At 59.3% G+C, this 17,855-nt stretch carries 22 protein-coding genes; 9 read left to right on the top strand and 13 right to left on the bottom strand.

The window, feature by feature from the left end; translation table 11 throughout:
• The first annotated feature begins 5 nt into the window (after positions 1–5).
• A complete protein-coding gene (locus DXY16_RS05605; protein ID WP_371410871.1) occupies positions 6–1,034 on the top strand; it encodes an NAD-dependent epimerase in 1,029 nt (342 codons plus the stop codon).
• 81 nt (positions 1,035–1,115) lie between these two features.
• Here DXY16_RS05605 and DXY16_RS15125 read toward each other — a convergent pair whose 3' ends face one another.
• The 8 genes from DXY16_RS15125 to DXY16_RS05570 form a co-directional block, all read right to left on the bottom strand.
• Positions 1,116–1,340: a hypothetical protein gene (locus DXY16_RS15125; protein WP_244281569.1), complete on the bottom strand. Its 225-nt coding sequence runs from the start codon at positions 1,338–1,340 to the stop codon at positions 1,116–1,118.
• A 19-nt stretch (positions 1,341–1,359) separates the two neighbouring features.
• Entirely contained in the window at positions 1,360–1,521 is a 162-nt protein-coding gene (locus DXY16_RS15120) for a hypothetical protein (RefSeq protein ID WP_244281568.1), read from the bottom strand.
• A gap of 185 nt (positions 1,522–1,706) precedes the next feature.
• Positions 1,707–1,907: a photosystem II reaction center protein J gene (locus DXY16_RS05595; RefSeq protein WP_006042408.1), complete on the bottom strand. Its 201-nt coding sequence runs from the start codon at positions 1,905–1,907 to the stop codon at positions 1,707–1,709.
• Between the two features lie 11 nt (positions 1,908–1,918).
• Positions 1,919–2,038, bottom strand: a complete 120-nt coding sequence (locus tag DXY16_RS05590; RefSeq protein WP_115018870.1) for a photosystem II reaction center protein L — start codon at positions 2,036–2,038, stop codon at positions 1,919–1,921.
• Between the two features lie 23 nt (positions 2,039–2,061).
• The gene (gene psbF / locus DXY16_RS05585; protein WP_115120265.1) at positions 2,062–2,199 is read right to left on the bottom strand and encodes a cytochrome b559 subunit beta; all 138 of its coding nucleotides are present in this window, start codon (positions 2,197–2,199) and stop codon (positions 2,062–2,064) included.
• Between the two features lie 3 nt (positions 2,200–2,202).
• Positions 2,203–2,451 (bottom strand): cytochrome b559 subunit alpha, encoded by a 249-nt coding sequence (gene psbE, locus DXY16_RS05580; RefSeq protein WP_115018872.1) that lies wholly within the window; start codon positions 2,449–2,451, stop codon positions 2,203–2,205.
• A 102-nt stretch (positions 2,452–2,553) separates the two neighbouring features.
• The gene (locus DXY16_RS05575; protein ID WP_115120264.1) at positions 2,554–3,546 is read right to left on the bottom strand and encodes a photosynthesis system II assembly factor Ycf48; all 993 of its coding nucleotides are present in this window, start codon (positions 3,544–3,546) and stop codon (positions 2,554–2,556) included.
• Positions 3,547–3,586: 40 nt separating this feature from the next.
• Complete coding sequence (locus DXY16_RS05570) at positions 3,587–3,961, bottom strand: rubredoxin (RefSeq protein ID WP_371410873.1); 375 nt, start codon at positions 3,959–3,961, stop codon at positions 3,587–3,589.
• A 168-nt stretch (positions 3,962–4,129) separates the two neighbouring features.
• Between DXY16_RS05570 and DXY16_RS05565 the strand changes: the two genes are divergently transcribed.
• From DXY16_RS05565 to DXY16_RS05555, 3 genes are read left to right on the top strand one after another with little or no spacing between them, the layout of a single operon-like run.
• Positions 4,130–4,492 carry an NAD(P)H-quinone oxidoreductase subunit 3 gene (locus tag DXY16_RS05565; RefSeq protein WP_115018877.1) on the top strand — a complete coding sequence of 121 codons (363 nt, stop codon included), beginning with the start codon at positions 4,130–4,132 and terminating at the stop codon, positions 4,490–4,492.
• 3 nt (positions 4,493–4,495) lie between these two features.
• Positions 4,496–5,263: an NADH-quinone oxidoreductase subunit NuoB gene (gene nuoB / locus DXY16_RS05560; RefSeq protein ID WP_115120262.1), complete on the top strand. Its 768-nt coding sequence runs from the start codon at positions 4,496–4,498 to the stop codon at positions 5,261–5,263.
• A gap of 11 nt (positions 5,264–5,274) precedes the next feature.
• Positions 5,275–5,832: an NAD(P)H-quinone oxidoreductase subunit J gene (locus DXY16_RS05555; protein ID WP_115120261.1), complete on the top strand. Its 558-nt coding sequence runs from the start codon at positions 5,275–5,277 to the stop codon at positions 5,830–5,832.
• Positions 5,833–6,195: 363 nt separating this feature from the next.
• Here the strand turns inward: DXY16_RS05555 and yvcK are convergent, their stop codons facing one another.
• A complete protein-coding gene (gene yvcK, locus DXY16_RS05550) occupies positions 6,196–7,533 on the bottom strand; it encodes a gluconeogenesis factor YvcK family protein (protein WP_244281567.1) in 1,338 nt (445 codons plus the stop codon).
• A gap of 276 nt (positions 7,534–7,809) precedes the next feature.
• Between yvcK and DXY16_RS05545 the strand changes: the two genes are divergently transcribed.
• Both DXY16_RS05545 and DXY16_RS05540 read left to right on the top strand, forming a co-directional pair.
• A complete protein-coding gene (locus DXY16_RS05545; protein ID WP_115120315.1) occupies positions 7,810–8,553 on the top strand; it encodes an ABC transporter ATP-binding protein in 744 nt (247 codons plus the stop codon).
• 5 nt (positions 8,554–8,558) lie between these two features.
• Positions 8,559–9,449, top strand: coding sequence for an MlaD family protein (locus DXY16_RS05540; RefSeq protein WP_170953858.1), 891 nt, complete (start codon positions 8,559–8,561; stop codon positions 9,447–9,449).
• A gap of 109 nt (positions 9,450–9,558) precedes the next feature.
• Here DXY16_RS05540 and bchD read toward each other — a convergent pair whose 3' ends face one another.
• On the bottom strand, positions 9,559–11,649 hold the full coding sequence (bchD, locus tag DXY16_RS05535; protein ID WP_115120259.1) for a magnesium chelatase ATPase subunit D: 2,091 nt from the start codon (positions 11,647–11,649) through the stop codon (positions 9,559–9,561).
• Positions 11,650–11,669: 20 nt separating this feature from the next.
• Between bchD and folK the strand changes: the two genes are divergently transcribed.
• Positions 11,670–12,170, top strand: coding sequence for a 2-amino-4-hydroxy-6-hydroxymethyldihydropteridine diphosphokinase (gene folK, locus DXY16_RS05530; RefSeq protein ID WP_115120258.1), 501 nt, complete (start codon positions 11,670–11,672; stop codon positions 12,168–12,170).
• 12 nt (positions 12,171–12,182) lie between these two features.
• Here folK and DXY16_RS05525 read toward each other — a convergent pair whose 3' ends face one another.
• Entirely contained in the window at positions 12,183–13,979 is a 1,797-nt protein-coding gene (locus tag DXY16_RS05525; RefSeq protein ID WP_244281566.1) for an ATP-binding cassette domain-containing protein, read from the bottom strand.
• A 36-nt stretch (positions 13,980–14,015) separates the two neighbouring features.
• Here DXY16_RS05525 and DXY16_RS05520 point away from each other — a divergent pair, with 36 nt between their 5' ends.
• Entirely contained in the window at positions 14,016–14,576 is a 561-nt protein-coding gene (locus DXY16_RS05520) for an NUDIX hydrolase (RefSeq protein ID WP_115120311.1), read from the top strand.
• A gap of 92 nt (positions 14,577–14,668) precedes the next feature.
• Positions 14,669–16,147, top strand: a complete 1,479-nt coding sequence (locus DXY16_RS05515) for a deoxyribodipyrimidine photo-lyase (RefSeq protein ID WP_115120257.1) — start codon at positions 14,669–14,671, stop codon at positions 16,145–16,147.
• 18 nt (positions 16,148–16,165) lie between these two features.
• Here the strand turns inward: DXY16_RS05515 and DXY16_RS05510 are convergent, their stop codons facing one another.
• Together DXY16_RS05510 and DXY16_RS05505 are read right to left on the bottom strand one after the other, a co-directional pair.
• Positions 16,166–16,642 (bottom strand): hypothetical protein, encoded by a 477-nt coding sequence (locus DXY16_RS05510; protein WP_115120256.1) that lies wholly within the window; start codon positions 16,640–16,642, stop codon positions 16,166–16,168.
• Between the two features lie 83 nt (positions 16,643–16,725).
• The coding region (locus tag DXY16_RS05505; RefSeq protein WP_244281565.1) for a C2 family cysteine protease at positions 16,726–17,855 on the bottom strand (1,130 nt) is incomplete at its 5' end.

Genomic DNA, 17,855 nt, shown 5'->3' with positions numbered 1-17,855 from the left:
TGCCCTTGTCTTCCTCCCGTCCGACTCTGGTGACCGGTGCAGCCGGTTTTATCGGAGCCGCTCTCTGCCAGCGGCTGCTGGAACGGGGAGATCGTGTGATTGGCATTGATAACCTCAACACCTATTACGATCCGGCCCTGAAGCAGGCAAGGCTGGCCCAGATCAAGGCGATGGCTCCAGCTGAGGCCTGGCGTTTTGAATGCATGGCTCTGGAAGATGGAGAGTCCCTCCTCGGTGTCTTTGCGAGTGAACGCCCCAGGGTGGTGGTGAATCTGGCGGCCCAAGCTGGTGTGCGTTATTCGCTCGAAAACCCTGCGGCCTACATCCAGAGCAACCTGGTGGGCTTCGGAAACATCCTTGAGGGTTGTCGTCACCACAGTGTGGAGAACTTGGTGTACGCCTCAAGCAGCTCCGTGTATGGCGGCAATCGCAACTTGCCGTTCGATGAGCGGCAGGCAGTGAATCACCCGGTGAGTCTCTATGCGGCTAGCAAAAAGGCCAACGAGCTGATGGCACACACTTACAGCCATCTCTACGGTCTACCGGCGACGGGTCTTCGCTTCTTCACGGTGTATGGCCCCTGGGGCCGGCCGGATATGGCGCCGATGTTGTTCGCCAAAGCGATCCTGGCCGGCGACCCAATTAAGGTGTTTAACCATGGCAAGATGCAGCGAGATTTCACTTACATCGACGACATCGTTGAGGGGGTCCTGCGCTGTTGCGATAAGCCAGCGATGGCTAATCAAGCCTTTGATCCCCTGGCCCCTGATCCCGCCACCGCTGCGGCTGCCCATCGGGTATTCAATATCGGCAACAGCCAGCCCACTCCGTTAATGCGCTTCATTGAGGTGATGGAGCAGGCCCTCGGCCGTGAGGCTGTGAAGGATTTTCAGCCGATGCAGCCTGGTGACGTGGTAGCCACCGCCGCTAACACCGCCGCCTTGGAAGAGTGGGTGGGGTTCAAGCCCGCTACCCCCATTGAAGAGGGGGTGCAACGCTTTGCCGACTGGTATCGCAGCTACTACGGTGTTTGAGTTCTATTCCGGTGGGCTTCACACGAAGAAGCGTTTGCCGTCGACCCGTTTGATCTGGGTACGGCGAGCGTGGCGGTGTGTCTACTCACTGACTGTAGGGTTGGCGGCATTGGGATCGACATGGGCTACATGCTCCCAGAGATCTCGCGGCGACCAGCGCACGCTGTGGGATACCCGGTCGTGCCTAGTGATGTGGCACCAATGGCTGCAGCCGCACTTGAGACAAAACAACTCTTCCAACCACTCATCGCTCAGTACAAACACTGGATAAGCGTTGATCACTAAGCGAGCTCGCTTGGCTGACATGCCCCGATGCTGCAGTTGCTCAGGCTGCAGCCAGGTGCAGAAAGTATTTTTTGGCGTTTTCTTCGACGCGCTGCTCCGGATGGGCGGGGCAAAAAAGTTCACGCCGCTTGGGCCGGAGCTTGGGGTGCTGGGTTGGTGCGGAGGTTGAAGATTGCATTGAACCTGTCGACGCATCAACCATGGAATCCACTGGTATGCCTTTTCTAAATGTATGGCTTAAGGGCTCGGCTCTAAGAGTGTGCGTCGCTACGGTGAGTGTCCTAAGCGATGCCGGATACGCATAGAACGCTCCCATCAAAAAACCCCTGGCTAAAACAGCACAGGGGGGTGGATGCGAAATGTTTGACAGTCTTCGCTGTAATGAATTCAGGCGGAACCGACTCCGGTATAGGAACCGTAGAAAAAGAGGCCGACGACGAAAAGAACAGCCATCCCTCCAGCTGTGGCTACTAGCCAAAGAGGAAGAGTTCCTTCGGTCCAGCGAGACCGCCATGCGACTGCAGGACGACCGTCAGGGAGACGATCAGGAATGCGACCGTCAGGAAGATTGGATTTTTTGCCGCTCATGAATCAGTTCCTCAGTTGAAGAAGTAGCTGGAGAACAGAATCCCGCAGGTGAAGATGAACAACAGGCCCAGGTACAGGCTGGTGCGGTTCAGCTCAACAGGAAGGCTGTTCGGATTGTTGTTGCGCTCCATGGTGTCTCAGATCTGTGAGGTGATCAGCGGCGAATAAACTGCATGGCAGCAAGGGCGCCAAGGAAAAACACCGTAGGCACTCCGAGGGTGTGAAGGGCCAGCCAACGCACCGTGAAAATCGGGTAGTTGCGCGGTGTGGAGGTTGTAGGGGACTGCGTCATGATTTATTTCAGGCGAACGTCGAGTTGGGACTTGCCTTCGTATCGCTGGCTCACAACTGGTGCTTTGCTCTCGCTCGCCTGAAAATAAGCATCAGGACGAGGAGTGCCAAAGGCGTCGTAGGCCAGGCCAGTGGACACGAACAGGAAGCCGGCGAGGAAAATCGCAGGCAGTGTCACAGCGTGGATCACCCAGTAACGGATGCTGGTGATGATCTCAAAAAACGGGCGTTCCCCGGTGGAGCCGGCAGCCATGGCTTCGGGCGTATCAGCTTGATGATCTTAAGGGCTGGGTCCGATCCTCGGGGCCTCTTGCCTCTGTTGGTTACACAGAGTTGTGGGCTGGGTGGTGTTGGATCAGCCCACCCAGCGCAGCAGAACGCCTCTCTCGCCAAGCACGAACCCTTTCCCGTCCACCATCGCGAAGCGAGTGAAGTTGCTGGGTTGCTTTGCGCCAACAGGGTCCCTTTGCCAGCTCTGCCCACCGTCGTTGCTGACGAGCAGAGTGCCGTTGCCGCCGGCAGCCCAGATGGCGCCGTCTGGGGTCCAGGTCAGATCGAGATAGCCGTATCCATTCGTGATTGGCACGATGGGCTTGCCCCAGCTCTCGTAGTTGTCGGCGTCATCATTCAGACGGATTTGCGCACCACGGGCCAGCATCCAAAGGTGGCCGTCTGGCTGGTACCCGATGCTCTGTAGGCGTTGGCTGCTCACCCGTTGATGCACCTGCCAGACGGACTGACCGGGATCCCAGCTGGCGTAAAAGTTGCCCAGGCTGCTGACGCTCATGTAGCGGCCATCGTCACTGCGGCGCAAATCTCGGACCGCTCCAGCGGCGTCGCTGACTTCGGCATCCCAACTGCCGCCTCCGTCAGAGGTTTGATAAACAGCCCCAACGTTGGTGGCGAGTTCAGCCTGATTCCGGCCAAGGGCTGTAATCAGATAAGGCTCACCTGGGAGTTTGGTGTCAAGAAAGAGTCGGGTCCAGTTGCTGCCGCCATCGCTGGTGTGCATCAGCAGGCCCGGCTGACCAGCAAGCCAGCCGTCCTGACCGTCGAAATCGATGCTGATCAGTCTGAAATTCTCTTCTTCAGGTAGGTCCAGGCTGCGTTCGCTCCAGCTCTCACCCCCGTCTTGGGTCTCCAGGATCATGCGGTTGCTGCCGACAAGGAAGCCGTGGTTGGCGTCCGTGAACGCCACATCCAGGGGATTGGACTGGGTGTCGAGGGCAATGGCCTGCCAGGGGCTGGTCTCCGCCGCTGCCAGACGTGTTGCTACGCAACCTCCGAGGCCAAGGCCGAGGCAGGCCACCAGCAGCAGCTGGATCAAGGGTTTGAATAGGCGCTTCATGGGGAACAACAGGAGTGCAGGCTGGATGGCAGTGATGCGATCAGCGCAGGGAATAAAGGGAGAGGAAAAAGGCAAAGGCCAGAGCCATGCTGCCGAAGATCAGCACATTTTTTTGACCTGGTGTGAGGCGATTGACCCCAAGGCCGTAGTTGAGGTTTTCCTCGAATCCGCTGGGCTTCGTGGAAGGGCCAATATCTCGGAAGGCGCCCACCTTGCTGCGGCACACCGGACAGCGGAAACGAATGGCGTCGAGGTCTTCAAAGGCTGTACCCGAATCGATTCCAAGCTTTTTTACCCCTTCGGCGGGGTCGTACACATAGCCACAGCTGCGGCACTCAAAGCGATGGGTGCGCGGATCGGTGGTCGATGCTTCGGCGGTTGAAGACTCGGTGGTCGATGACTCAGTGGCAGTCACCGTTGTGCTGACGACCTCAGCTTCTGTGCCGGATGCCTCAGCCGGAGCAGCAGCCTTGGGTCCAGAAATCTCGTCACTCACTGCTGCTTCTCTGGGTCATGAGACTCTATCGGGGGCGGCAGTCAGGTGCTGGCGAATGCCAGACTGACGCTTAGGTCGGGCTCATTCATGTTTGCGCTGCCGGGTTACGACGCCTTTCTGGGCTTCCTGCTGATTGCAGCAGCGGTGCCAGTGTTGGCGTTGATCACCAACAAGCTTCTCGCCCCTCGCAGTCAGCAAGGTGAGCGTGAGATCACTTACGAATCGGGCATGGAGCCCATCGGTGGTGCCTGGATTCAGTTCAACATCCGCTACTACATGTTTGCGCTGGTCTTCGTCATCTTCGATGTCGAGACCGTCTTCCTGTATCCCTGGGCCGTGGCATTCCATCGCCTTGGTTTGTTGGCCTTTATCGAGGCCCTCATTTTTATTGCCATCCTGCTTGTGGCGCTGGCCTATGCCTGGCGCAAAGGCGCCCTTGAGTGGAGCTGACTGATGCCTGAATCAACGTCCCCTTCAATCTCAGCTGTTCGTGATCTGCGGGCTGCCAGCTGTGGCCCTGTGGCTGGAGCCGCTGACTCAGCTCCCACTGTCACGTCTGATCTAAGTGAGAACGTCATCCTCACCAGCCTTGATGACCTGCATAACTGGGCCCGACTGAGCAGCCTTTGGCCTTTGTTGTATGGCACAGCTTGTTGCTTCATCGAATTTGCGGCCCTGATTGGCTCCCGTTTTGACTTTGACCGGTTCGGTTTGGTGCCTCGCAGTTCACCCCGTCAGGCGGACCTTCTGATCGTGGCCGGAACGGTGACGATGAAGATGGCTCCCGCTCTGGTCCGGCTCTATGAGCAAATGCCAGAACCCAAATATGTGATTGCAATGGGTGCATGCACGATTACCGGTGGCATGTTCAGCGCCGACTCCACGACGGCGGTCCGCGGTGTTGACAAGCTGATCCCCGTGGATCTGTATCTGCCTGGGTGCCCGCCTCGGCCGGAAGCGATCTTTGATGCGGTGATCAAGTTGCGAAAAAAAGTTTCGAATGAGTCAGTCAGTGATCGGCGCCAGTTGGAGCAAACGCATCGCTATTGCACGGTGAAACATGCCATGAAGCCGGTTGAGCCGATCGTGACCGGGGCATACCTTCAAGCTGAAACCCAAATTGCAGCCTTGCAGCCCGGCGCAGGTCTCCCCATGCCAGCATTCTCCACCCCTGCGTCAGCCCCTGCGGAATCGCCTTCGACTGACTCTTCTGCCTCCTGAGCGCTATTGCCATGAGTGAAACGCCTAAGTCTTCCGCAGCGAGCACTTCTGAAGAGAGCCAGCTTCCAGCTGCGCGCGAACGTGGCCCTGTGAGTTTGTGGCTGCAGCAACAAGGCTTCGAGCATGAGCTGTTGCCAGCTGATCATGTTGGTGTGGAAACCATCGGGATTGAACCGATGTTTCTGCCTGTGATTGCTGCAGCCTTGAAAGGGTATGGATTCGACTATCTCCAGTGCCAGGGCGGTTACGACGAAGGTCCGGGGCAACGGCTTGTCTGTTTTTATCACTTGGTGGCGATGGCCGAAGTGGTGGAGGGCAATGTTGACCAGGTGCGTGAAGTGCGGCTCAAGGTGTTCCTTTCCCGCGAAGGCGAGCCCCATCTGCCCTCGCTTTACGGCCTCTTCCGTGGCGCGGATTGGCAGGAGCGTGAAACCTTCGACATGTTTGGCATTCGTTTTGATGGCCATCCCCATCCCAAGCGCTTATTGATGCCGGAGGATTGGAAGGGCTGGCCTCTGCGCAAGGATTATGTGCAGCCTGACTTTTACGAAATGCAGGACGCCTATTGATTGGGTTCGACTTGATTGCTTGGTTGAGAATGTTTTCGAGCCGGCAGGCGGAGAGCGCTCACGGCTCGTCGATGCTCTGCACTCGTTGATGGAAATAGCTACGGTAAAATCATCATTCAAGTATTGATTGTGGTAAGGACGAAATGGGTGATTGATAGGTGTTGATCTCCTCCCAGTCGTTGTATTCGTTCTTCTTGTATCCTTCTTGTCTAGAGGGCACGAAAGATTTTAGCAGGGTCTGAGGGGGGGCTGGTGTTTTCTTTTTGGTCTCTTTTGACTTCAGGTGTGATTCACATTGCCCCCTTTTTTTCTTGCAGGTTTTTTCGGTTTAGTTCACTCGCTTGTTTCTGGGCCGGGTCGTTTTTATTGACCTTGTCCTGCTTGCTTGTCGGACTTTTGTTTGCGGTAGAAGCGCATCACTCCAAGCGCCAGGCTGCGGGGGTCATGGCGCAGCGTGGCCGTGGGCCTGCTTCCTTGCAGTGGCGCTTCCATCACCTCATAGCCCTCTGTCTGCAGTGCCCGGCGATTGCACAGCACGGGTTCTGCTCCCCGGGATCGGTAGTGGGTAATCAGGGGTGATTCGGGTAAGTCTTCTTGAGCCAGCACTGCCGTGAACAAGCGTTTACTCACCCCAAGGCTTGCGAGCTGGGCTTCGATGGCTCGCAGGTGGCCGCTCACATCCAGCCCGTCGGTTTCGCCTGGTTGTGTCATCAGATTGCAGATGTACAGCCGAGGAGCCCTGCTGCGCTGAATGGCCGTCACCAGTTCGGGCACAAGCAGGTTGGGAAGGAGCGAGGTGTAGAGGCTGCCGGGGCCGAGCAGGATCAGATCCGCATGGGCAATGGCTTCGAGGGCTCGCGGTAGGGCCGGTGGTTGTTCCGGTAGGCAACCCAGCCGCACGATTGGGCTTGGTGCATGGCCAATGGCCGACTCCCCTTCGATGCGTTGGCCGTTTTCCAGTTCGGCCCAGAGGCGCACATCCACGTTGGTCGCTGGCACGACTTGACCTTGGACGGCCAAAACGCGACTGGACGCGGTGATGGCTGTTTCCAGGCTGCCGGTGATCGCTGTGAGTGCCGACAGGAATAGGTTCCCGAAGCTGTGGCCTTCTAGGCCCCCGCCTGCCGAAAATCGATATTGGAACAGGCGGGTGAGCAGTGGTTCCTCTGTCGATAGGGCGGCAAGACAGTTGCGGATGTCGCCGGGTGGCTGCACGCCCAGTTCCCTGCGCAGCACACCGCTGCTGCCGCCGTCATCGGCCACGGTGACGATGGCCGTGATATTCGAGCTGTAGCGCTTCAGCCCGCTGAGCAGGGTGGAAAGGCCTGTGCCGCCACCAATGGCAACAATGTTCGGGCCGCGGTTAAGTCGGCTTTTGGCCCGCAGCGCATCCACCAGCACCGTGTCTTTCTCGGGCGCAAGAGCCTGCTGAATTGACCCGAAGCTGCGGCTCTGGCCCCATAAGAGCAGGCCGATGCCGATAAGCACGACAAGGGGACCCGTCACTTCGCGCGGCAGGACTCGCGTGATCCAGCCCAGTGATTCCTGGATGGCCCACAGCATCCAGTAAATCGGCTGCAGGTCAGCCCACACTGCTGCACCCAGCAATGCCAGCATCAGCCCAACACTGGAGGTGAGCAGCCAGCGCTTCACCACTAGACCTGGTTGTAGCCAGCGCACGGCCCGGCGCGACCGGTTCATCAGATCGCGTTGCCGTTCTGATTGCAGCCCACGCAGCCTGTCTGTGCGGCTGCTGCGCCTCATCCTGGGCCGTGATGAAGGGTTAGGCGAGCTCAACAGCTGGGCGGCATCGGCAGGGCTTCCTGAACTGTACGGAAGTGGCCAGGATCCATCACCCCCCTTGCAAAAGCATGCAGGATGGGGCTCAAGCACCGTTTTCTTCTTCGCGTGCAAAGCCTGACGGCGAGCTCAACTCCTTCAGCGCACCATCCCGTGGTGGAGATGCGCAAACTCACGATGCAGTGGGGAGCGCGGCCCGTGCTCGATCGGGTTGATTTGAGGATGGAGCCTGGACAGCGGCTTGCGGTTGTTGGCCCCTCCGGCGCAGGCAAATCAACTGTGTTGCGCTTATTGGCTGGTCTGCAGTTGCCCACGGCTGGGGAGCTGCGATTGTTCGGCGAGCCTCAGGATTATTTGCGCCTCGATCAGCGTTATCCCAAGGATGTGCGCCTGGTGTTCCAGAACCCGGCGCTCTTGGCTTCGCTCACGGTGGAGGAAAACGTCGGCTTTTTATTGATGCGGCTCGGGCGCTTTAAGCCCAGTCAGATTCGCGAACGGGTGATGGCCTGTCTGGAAGCGGTGGGCCTGCACGATGTGGCAGACCAATTCCCTGGTCAGCTCAGCGGTGGCATGCAGAAACGTGTCAGCTTTGCCCGGGCTCTTGTGGATGATCCCGATCGGGATGCGGAGGCCATGCCGCTGATGCTCTACGACGAGCCCACGGCCGGTCTCGATCCCGTTGCTTGCACCCGGATTGAGGATCTGATTGTGAAGACCACTGCTGTTGCCAACGGCTGTTCGGTTGTGGTGAGCCATGTTCACAGCACGATTGAGCGCACGGCTGAGCGGGTCGTACTGCTGTATGGCGGTCAGTTTCGCTGGGATGGATCGATCGACGAGTACCGCCGAAGCGATAACCCTTACGTCCAACAGTTCAGGACCGGTAACCTGCACGGGCCGATGCAACCCACTGATCACTGATTGCTATGCGTCGCAGTGTCCGTGAAGCGATTGTCGGATTCTCCCTCGTTGGAGCGTTGGTGGGTTTCACCGGCACCATGCTTTGGCTTCGCGGCTATAGCCTCGGCGCTGAAACTTGGACGGTCACTGCGGAATTCGCCAATGCAGGTGGTCTGGCCGAGCGTTCGCCTGTCACTTATCGCGGCATCGTGGTCGGTGTGGTGCAGGAAGTGAAAGTCACTCCAGCTGCCGTCAAGGTTGTGCTGGAAATCAATCAGGAGGATCTCCGTCTTCCTACCCCCGTGACGGCAACGGTGGCTTCAGGCTCGTTGTTGGGTGGTGATGCTCAGGTGAATTTGATTAGTGGCGGTAATGCCGCGTTGCTCTCTGCGACCACGCCTGGTCCGAAATCTGATCAGTGCAGAGGGGGCAAGGTGCTGTGTGCAGGCACGACGATTCGCGGCGAGGCAGGTGCAAGTCTCGACACGGTGACGGCTTCGATGCAACGTCTCCTCCAAGAAGCCGAAGACCAGAAGTTGGTCTCCAGCCTGGTGAATTCCTCCAAGGAATTCGATGCTGTCGCCAAGGAGGCCAAGACGGTGCTCGGTCAGTTGGGAGATGAACTTGAGCGGGCAGCGCCAACGATCACCAACCTCAATCTGGCCACGGCAGAGGCGGTTGAGGCTGCTGCTCATATCAACAACTTGTCAGCGGCACTCGATAACCCCAAAACTGTTTCGGAGCTCAAGCAAACTGTCTCGAACGCCCGTTCGTTGACGCAGCGCTTCGATGCTGTTGGCGGGGACATTGAGCAGCTCACTGACGACCCGAAGTTCATCAAGGCGGTGCGGGATGTGGCGATTGGTCTTGGTGCTTTTTTTCAGGAGCTCTATCCGGCCGAGACCAGCAAGCCCTGAGTGCTGGCGGAGCGCTGATGGTGTTGTTGTTCCGAATCGACAACCTGTCGTTGGCTTGAGATTTTGATTGTTGCCTCCGGGCCAGAGAGAGCTCCGAAAGGCTCAGGTCTCAAGTCACGGTGTTGATGGCGTCCATGGCAATGGCGGCAATCGCCTGATCGCTGGCCTTCGGCAGTTGCACGTACTTACCACCAGCAGCCTCGGCCAGGTCTTTGCCCATGCCGCTGCCGATGAATTTTCGCTCGGTGTCGATCACCAGAAGCTTGATGCCCAGCATTCGGTAGCGGGCGGCAACATCCAGCACTTCCTGCTTGAGGTCGGGTTTCTCGTCTCCCTCAAGTGCAGGCTGGCCAAGAGACGTGCTGAGGGGGACGTTGCCGCGGCCATCTGTGATGGCGACCACAACCACTTGACCGAGATCGCTTGTTGCCAGGGCGTTGGCACCGACTCTGGCGGCCTGAGTGAGGCCATGGGCCAGGGGGGAGCCGCCGCCGCAGGGCATCGATTCCAGCCGTCGGCGTGCAGCGGTGATGGAGCGGGTGGGTGGCAGCAGAACTTCGGCCTGGTCGCCGCGGAAAGGGATCAGGGCCACTTCGTCGCGGTTCTCGTAGGCCTCAGTGAGCAAACGGATCACAGCTCCCTTTGCGCTTTGCATCCGGTTGAGGGCCATCGAGCCACTGGCATCCACCAGAAAGATCACGAGAGCCCCGGATTGACGCTGCAGCAGCTTGGCGCGCAGATCCGATTCCTCCACGATCACCGTGCGATCTGGCTGGCGGGCTCGCCGTGCTTTTTGATAGGGCGCCGCTGCCCTCAGCGTGGCGTCGACGGCGATGCGGCGGACAGGGCCACGGGGCAGGATCGGTTTGACGTAGCGGCCGCGGCTATCACTCAAGACCACCGATCGGCTGCCGCTATTGCCGCTCTTGGCCTTGGCCGATGAGAACAGCAGGAGATCGGGATCGATCGCGACAGCTTCCGGGTCAAGCATGAACTCTTCCGGAATCGACGGTGGGGGCTCGTCGTCTGGAGTGTCGTCTTCGTCGTTGTCCTGTTCGTCCTCACTGTCGTCCTGGTTGTCGTCCGGCGGCTCTTGGTCCTCAGGCGACTCCTCGCCCTGGGGCGGCGGCGGTTGATCTTCCGGAGGTGGAGGTTCCATTTGCTCGTCCTGGGGCGGCAGTTGCAGGGCCCTTGGCGCGATCACCAGGCGCACGGCCACTTGCAGGTCGTCGGCTTCCACTCGGTCTCGGCCGCTCAGAGCGGCATGGGCTTTGGCCACGCGCACCGCATAGAGCTCGGAGCGGTGCCCCTCAACGCCGCCGCGGATGGCTTCGGTGACCAGGTACTGAATCTGTTCGGTGCTGATCTGGACATCCGGCAGCCATTGGCGCGCCAGCAACAGCTGGGTGGCAAGTGCTTCGGTTTCCTCCCCCCACTTGTCGGCGAAGCTGCGGCTGCACTGGCCATGGGAGAGCACGGCCTCGGTGATCTCCACACGCTGTTCTGTGCTCACCAGCTGGTCGGCGGAGAGGGCGATCGCAAAGCGGTCGAGTAAATGGTCGCGTACGGCACCTTCTTCCGGGTTGTAGGTCGCGATCAGGAGCGGTCGGCAGGGGTGGCTGAGGCTGAGGCCTTCGCGTTCCACCTGGTTTTCGCCGCTGCCGACGGCCGCCAGCATCAGGTTGACGATGCCGTCATCAAGCAGGTTGAGCTCATCAACATAGAGCACGCCTCTGTGGGCTTCCGCCAGCAGGCCAGGCTGGAACACGGCACTGCCGCTGGCCAAGGAGGCCGTCACGTCGACGGCGCCAACGAGTCGGTCTTCCGTGATGCCCAGCGGCACCTGGATGAAAGGGGCTGGCAGCACCTTGGTGGGCAGATTGGCAGCGGTTGCGTCTTCCTCTCCGCCCCATTCCTCAGGCCGTAGGGGATCGAGATTGCGGCCAGCTGTGCCTTCCACATCCAGCACTTCGATCGGCGGCAGAAGGGCATGGAGCCCGCGTGCCAGTACGGATTTTCCCGTGCCGCGACCCCCTGCAATGATCACACCACCGAGCGCCGGATCCACGGCCGCCAGCAGCAGGGCGAGCTTGAGGGTGCCGTGGCCGGTGATCGCCGCCAGTGGGAAGGCACGGCTGGCCTGATCTTGGGCGGCACTGTTGGCCACACCACCCGCTGCTGCCACCCCTCCTGACACCATGAACGTTTCCAGGTCCTTGCGTGAGCGCCAGTCTCGCTGATCAACCCCGTTGCTTGGCAGTGGCCCTCGGTGCAAACCTGCCCAGCTCTGTCGGGGATCCGCGTCAGACCCTGCTTGCAGTGCGTCCTCTCTTGGAGCAGTTGCTTGCTGATTGGGCCGGTGAAGCCTTGCACTACCGCTGGTCACCGTTGCTCGAAACGGCACCAGTGGGCGGTCCGCTTCAACAACCGATGTATCTCAATGCGGTGGTCATCGTGCGGGGTCTGAACCGAGTGCCGCACCAGGATGCAGCCCTGGAGCTGTTGGTGTCGCTCCATGCGCTGGAACGGCAGTTCGGGCGGGATCGCTTTCGGGAGCAGCGCTGGGGCCCGCGCACGCTTGACCTCGACTTGTTGTTCTGGGATGAACTACGCCTTGCGCATCCGCGCTTGGTCTTGCCCCACCCTCGGATGCATCTGCGTGCCTTCGTGATGGAGCCTTTGCTGGCGGCGATGCAGGCATCCGTCGACTGGACGGTTTGAATCCAGCGGTGCTCAAAGGATGGCTGCTGAGCCAGATGGGTGACTTGGACTGCTTTTGGAGTGGTTGAGCGTAATCACCTGATCGGCTTGTTGAATCAGCTGTGGATCATGGGTGCTCACCAGAACCAGTCGGCCTTGCGTTCTTTCCTGGATGACCGCACGCACGCTCTCTGCAGCAGCGGTATCCAGAAATGCAGTCGGTTCATCGAGCACCTCCACTGGTCGATCCCGCAGCCAGGCGCGTAGGAGGCCGAGTCGATGAATCTCACCGCCGGAGAAGGGATCCTGTGCCAGGGTCATGGGAGCATCCAGACCGCCTTCTCGCAGCAGTAGATGGCTCAGGCCAAGCCGTTGCAGCCAGGTTTCGATCACTGTTCGCGACTGCTCTCCACCCAGCAGCAAGTTGTCGCGCAAGCTGGCTTCAAACAGCACAGCATGTTGCGGTGCGTAGCCAATCAATTGGTGCATTTGCACGGCACCGGCTGGGCCGGAGAGGTGCCAACTCTCCGTGTTGCAGACCAACTCCCAGGCGCTGTGCTCTTCGCTTAATAATCCGCAGAGTTGATCGAGCAGGCTGGTCTTGCCGCAGCCAGAGGGCCCAGTGATGGCAATCAGTCTGTTCGGCTTCAGGGTGAGAGAGGTCACGGCGGCAGAAGCCGTTGGCATCACTTGCCATCGCAATGCTGTCCATGGCGCCAGCCCCAGCCTGTCAAGGTCACGGTCTGACAGGGTGTTTTCGCCTTCCAGTCGAGGGATGGGTCGCAGCTGTTGCCTCCGCTGGCAGAGGGCTTCATATCCGGGCAGATTGCCTAGGCAGAGCCGTCTGGCCTGAACCACGTTGCTGAGGGAGGAGCCGGCTCGATAGGCGAGCACCAGCGTTGTGGTGAGCACCTTCGCAGTCAGCGCGTCTCCTTGGAGGAGCATCCACAGACCCGCAATCGCCACGACCAGCGTGTCGCGCCAAGCGTTGTAGCCGGCTCGACGTCGCACCCGTTCTTTCAGAAGCCAGCGGCCTTGTGCGGTCTCCTTGCTGAAGCGCTCCAGGAGCCAGGCTTCCGCTGCTGCTGCGCGTACTGCTTTAAGACCATGCAGGCTGTCCCCCACGGTGCGCTGCAGCGCTGCATTGAGGCGGCTCTGGATGCGGCCTAGTCCCCAGCTGTCCGAGCGTTGTAGCAGCGCTGCTGTTGCTGTTGCCAGCAACGCCAACAGCAGTGGCCAGGCAGCGCTGCGGCCAATGAGCAACACGCTGGCGAGGTAAATCACCATGGCCAGAAGGGCCTGGACCAGGCGTACGGCCTGGTCCAGGCTGAGGGTGGTGCGGTTGATGTCGCCCATCAAGAGGGCGAGCAGGGCACCACGCCCAAGTCGGTCGAGTTGCGACGAGGAGGCGGTGAACACCTGGTGAAGGAGTTGATGGCGCAGGCGATCGGTGAAACCGGAGCGCAACCGTTCTCGGCTGATGGCAACGCGTGCTTGCATCAGACCGCGCAGGAGGATCAGACCCACCAGCAGCGCCAGACTTGCTGGCAAGGACAGGCTGATGGCGAGCGGTAGTGATGCAGCGGCCGCAGACCCAGATCCCAGCAGCAGTGTCACCGCCAATCCGAGGCCGGCAATGTCGAGCAGGCTGCTGATGCTGCTGAGCAAGCCCAGTAAGACCAGATGGCGCCACCCGGCTTCCTGTGCAAGGTCTTTCAGCAGTTTGATCTGCAGCAGACGGGGAAGGCCACGGGGTGCTGATGCCATCAACAATGCAAAGTCCCACCAACGCAGCAGGATCGATGTTGCACTAACGATCCTGCTGCTCAACCGTCATGCTGGGCCTCAGCAATGCCCCGCGAGCCCATGGCGCCTTTGCCGCCCCCAGAACCCTCCCAGTTGTTGGAGACCATCGCTGCACTCGACTCGCGCAAGATTCGCTTCGAGTGCAACCGTATCCGTCTCCCGATGGGGGTTGAGGGCACCTTCGGGATCATTCGCCACCCCGGGGCCTCACTGGCAGTGCCGATCACGGCTGATGGCCAGGTGGTGTTGCTGCGTCAGTACCGCTTTGCTGTGCAGGCTCGTTTGCTGGAGTTCCCCGCCGGGACCCTCGAAGAGGGTGAAGATCCGCTGGAGTCAATGCAGCGGGAGCTTGGCGAAGAGGCGGGTTACAGCGCTGCTCGCTGGGACGTGCTTGGGCCAATGTTGCCCTGTCCTGGCTATTCCGATGAGGTGATCCACTGCTTTCTGGCCAGGGAGCTGAGTCCTCTTGAGAATCCTCCGGCTGGGGATGACGATGAGGATCTTGAAGTGGTGCTGATGAGCCCGGCCGAGTTGGATGCACGACTGGCCTCTGGTGAGGAATGGCTGGATGGCAAGAGCGTCACGGCCTGGTTCAGGGCCAAGCAATTGCTGGGGCTCTAAGCAGGATCGCGCGCGTCACCCTCTGCTTGTGGCCTGCCTTTTGATCCTGCAGGAATCGTGTTGATCGGGGCTCTCTTGCTTCTGCTTTGTTGATGTCATCACCTCGCACCTTGTTCTGGCACCGTCGCGATCTGCGTCTGGCTGACAACACTGGCCTGCAGGCTGCTGTTGCACTGGGGCCTGCGGTCACTGGGGTGTATGTGCTTGATCCATTGCTCATCACCCCTCCGCAGCAACTGCCGCCGATGGCTCCGGCTCGGCTGTGGTTTTTGATTGAAACCCTGATCGAGCTAAAGCAGCGTTGGCGAGCGGTCGGCAGCAGGCTGTTGGTGGTTGCAGGAGATCCGGTGGAGCTCCTGCCACGTTTGGCGTCGCTGCTTGATGCCCCAACGGTGGTGTGGAGCCGGGATGTGGAGCCCTATGCCCGTGCTCGTGACCGCCAGGTTGCCAAGGCTTTACAGGCCGATGGCTGCAAGCTTTTGGTGGATTGGGATCAGCTGCTGGTGGCCCCGGAGCTGATCAAGACTGGAGGCGGTGACCCCTACAGGGTGTATGGCCCTTTTCTGCGCAATTGGCGCGGACAGGTTGAGCGCAGACAACCCAGCACCGTTCAAGCCCCCGTTGGATTAAGCGACCTGGACTCAGACACCCTCGAGGCGCTCACCAGCGGGGAAGGTGAGCTGGGTCGTTTATGTGCTTACGGCCATGGTGAGCTGGAGCGGTTGCGGGCCGAGCACGGTTTCGTCGGGATGGAACTTTGCCCCTGCCGGCCAGGTGAGGCAGCAGCAGCGCAACAGCTGGCCACTTTTGTGGACGGACCGTTGCTGGCCTATGAACCCGATCGCAATTTCCCTGGGGTCGAGGGAACGTCCTCTCTCAGTGCAGCGCTGAGTGTGGGCACGGTGAGCCCGCGCCAGGCCTGGTGCGCGGCCCAGGAGATGAAAGAGATGGCCCGCAGTGATGAGCAGCGCAAGGCGATCATGGTGTGGGAGCAGGAGCTGGGCTGGCGGGAGTTTTACCAGCAGGCGTTGTTCCATTTCCCGGAGCTGGAACAGGGCCCTTACCGCGAGCAGTGGACTCGTTTCCCTTGGCAGAACAACAACGACTGGTTTGAGGCTTGGAAGACTGGTCAGACCGGCATGCCGATGATTGATGCGGCCATGCGTCAGTTGAATCAGAGCGGCTGGATGCACAACCGCTGCCGCATGATCGTGGCCTCTTATCTGGTTAAAGACCTGATTTGTGATTGGCGCTGGGGTGAGCGCGCCTTCATGGAACTCGAGGTGGATGGCGATCTTGCCGCCAACAATGGCGGATGGCAGTGGAGTGCGAGTAGCGGTATGGATCCAAAGCCCCTGCGCATCTTTAATCCGTCCACCCAGGCCTCCAAGTTTGATGCTGAAGCTGATTACATCCGCCAGTGGTTGCCGGAGTTGAGGCATGTGAACACCAAGGATCTACTCAGTGGTGAGATTGCTGCCTTGGAGCGCCGTGGTTATCCCGAGCTGCTGGTGGATCACAAGCAGCAGCAGGCTCGGTTTAAAGTGCTTTACGCCACGATTCGTGGCTAAATCCTGAGAACTGGATGCTTACTCCATGCGCACTGGCACGGATGTGACCTTGCTTAGCGTGCAGCTTTTGCCATCGATCGTGAGCTTCAAGGTCACGGTGAGGGGCTGTGTTGTGTCGCCCTGAATCGGTCGATGCTCAATAGTGTTGAACCGGTTAAGAGGGCTCAGGTCGGGTTGTTTGTGCCACGTGAGCAGATGGGTGTGTCCGTTTTGGCTCCAGTTGGCTTTCAACACTTCAGCGGTGTGGGTATCACGGGTGGTGTTGTGCAAGCGGAGTTCCATGTGCAGCACATGGGTGTGATCTGTTCTGCTCGGTGTTGGTGCTGGTGGTTCTTCAGGGGGAAGCGCATGAGCTTGAGCGATAGGAATTGGGCTGACCCACGTGAGTAATTCAGGGACAATTTCGCCATTGGGGCAGGCGATGACAGGTTGCTGCGTAGAGAAGTTGGTGGCCATAGTGAGGATGGAAAGGAATGCAAGTGTGGTGAATTTCATGAGGCTCTTGCTCCTCGATAGAAAGGAAAGAAAAGGAGGCGCAATTGCCTCCTTGTGTTGACTTCGTCTTGATTGCGAATGGCTCAGCTCAGGCTGTAGCGGATGTTGGCACCGAGTTGTCTTAGTTGAGCGTGAGTCAGGCTCAGATTGGCGGTGTCCCAGGGATTGCGAATGTCGTAGCGCCCCGTTGTCGCGTTGTAGCCAACGATCGAATATGCATGGCTTTGCACGGCCCGGCCAATGTTGGTGGAACTAGTGCTTTTCCAGTCGATCGCTCCATCGCCATCATCGTCGGTTGAGGCATTGTTGTTGAAGCCCCCGACGGTCACGATGTTGTTGCCATTGACAAGTTCTTGTAGCTCGCCATCGCTAACCCCAAACCAGGAGAACCAGTTGTGAATAGCCCCTTCGCTCTTCGTTTCGAGGCCGGTGATCTGTTCGGTGGCCAGTGCTGAGGAGCCGCCACTGATTCCTGCATAGGAGTTGGTGGCTTCTTGTTGGCCAAGTCGCCCAGATTCATTCAGCTGTGCATAGGCCTTTTCGGCTAAAGCTACCCACAGCTCGTTGTTTCCAGACACAAGATCTTGGGATCCATTGTCTCCACCATCATTGGCATACAGGTAGGCGCCATTGCTCCGGGTTGCCATCATGTTGTCGACGGTGACGTAGTCGGCCTGACCATTGGTGTAGAAGCGCACGCTGTAGGTGCCGTCACCATTGTCAGTGAACATGTCGCGGATCATGCTCGGCTTGTCGTTTGCTGTACCGGCGAGGCCGGCGAGTAGGTAGCAAGTGCCCATGTTGCCTTGATCAACATCATCAAAGCTGACATCGTTCATGAATAAATTGCCTCCAGCTTCCGTGTAGCTCCCGCTCAGGTTGCCGCTGCTGTTGCGGTGAATCTCGGGCCTATCGGTGCCGAGCATGTGTTTGCCGATCAGCAGGTTGAGGTTTTGGGTGCTGGTGCCGGCTTCCAGATTGCCGAGTTCATTGCGAATGCTGTCGTAGCCGGTGTACCAGGCATTGCTGTCATCGGAGAAGACCACCTTTTTGGAGAGGCCGGCGATATCAGCACGCATGGTGCCGCTGAAGGTATTCCAGAATTGACGCAGATCAGTTCGCTCGGTGCCGGTAACAGAGCCATAGTCGCCGGCGCTCTTAAGGATGCCGATCACGTCGTTGCGATCAAAGTTGTAGTCGTATTTGATTGAGT

This window comes from Synechococcus sp. UW105, from assembly GCF_900473935.1.
Taxonomy (GTDB): Bacteria; Cyanobacteriota; Cyanobacteriia; order PCC-6307; family Cyanobiaceae; genus Synechococcus_C.
Note: the sequence above shows the minus strand (reverse complement) of the source record. Positions and strands in the feature narration are given on the sequence as shown.

Bases quoted from the DNA above. Each gene is read 5' to 3' on its own strand.
- nuoB (WP_115120262.1), top strand. From the start codon at position 4,496: ATGCCTGAATCAACGTCCCCTTCAATCTCAGCTGTTCGTGATCTGCGG.
- DXY16_RS05590 (WP_115018870.1), bottom strand. From the start codon at position 2,038: ATGGAGCGCAACAACAATCCGAACAGCCTTCCTGTTGAGCTGAACCGC.
- DXY16_RS05540 (WP_170953858.1), top strand. From the start codon at position 8,559: ATGCGTCGCAGTGTCCGTGAAGCGATTGTCGGATTCTCCCTCGTTGGA.
- DXY16_RS05575 (WP_115120264.1), bottom strand. From the start codon at position 3,546: ATGAAGCGCCTATTCAAACCCTTGATCCAGCTGCTGCTGGTGGCCTGC.
- DXY16_RS05515 (WP_115120257.1), top strand. From the start codon at position 14,669: ATGTCATCACCTCGCACCTTGTTCTGGCACCGTCGCGATCTGCGTCTG.
- bchD (WP_115120259.1), bottom strand. From the start codon at position 11,649: ATGGTGTCAGGAGGGGTGGCAGCAGCGGGTGGTGTGGCCAACAGTGCC.
- DXY16_RS05520 (WP_115120311.1), top strand. From the start codon at position 14,016: ATGGCGCCTTTGCCGCCCCCAGAACCCTCCCAGTTGTTGGAGACCATC.
- yvcK (WP_244281567.1), bottom strand. From the start codon at position 7,533: ATGAACCGGTCGCGCCGGGCCGTGCGCTGGCTACAACCAGGTCTAGTG.
- DXY16_RS05545 (WP_115120315.1), top strand. From the start codon at position 7,810: ATGCAGTGGGGAGCGCGGCCCGTGCTCGATCGGGTTGATTTGAGGATG.
- DXY16_RS05555 (WP_115120261.1), top strand. From the start codon at position 5,275: ATGAGTGAAACGCCTAAGTCTTCCGCAGCGAGCACTTCTGAAGAGAGC.
- psbE (WP_115018872.1), bottom strand. From the start codon at position 2,451: ATGGCTGCCGGCTCCACCGGGGAACGCCCGTTTTTTGAGATCATCACC.
- DXY16_RS05595 (WP_006042408.1), bottom strand. From the start codon at position 1,907: ATGAGCGGCAAAAAATCCAATCTTCCTGACGGTCGCATTCCTGATCGT.
- DXY16_RS05565 (WP_115018877.1), top strand. From the start codon at position 4,130: ATGTTTGCGCTGCCGGGTTACGACGCCTTTCTGGGCTTCCTGCTGATT.
- DXY16_RS05510 (WP_115120256.1), bottom strand. From the start codon at position 16,642: ATGAAATTCACCACACTTGCATTCCTTTCCATCCTCACTATGGCCACC.
- DXY16_RS15120 (WP_244281568.1), bottom strand. From the start codon at position 1,521: ATGGTTGATGCGTCGACAGGTTCAATGCAATCTTCAACCTCCGCACCA.
- psbF (WP_115120265.1), bottom strand. From the start codon at position 2,199: ATGACGCAGTCCCCTACAACCTCCACACCGCGCAACTACCCGATTTTC.
- DXY16_RS15125 (WP_244281569.1), bottom strand. From the start codon at position 1,340: ATGTCAGCCAAGCGAGCTCGCTTAGTGATCAACGCTTATCCAGTGTTT.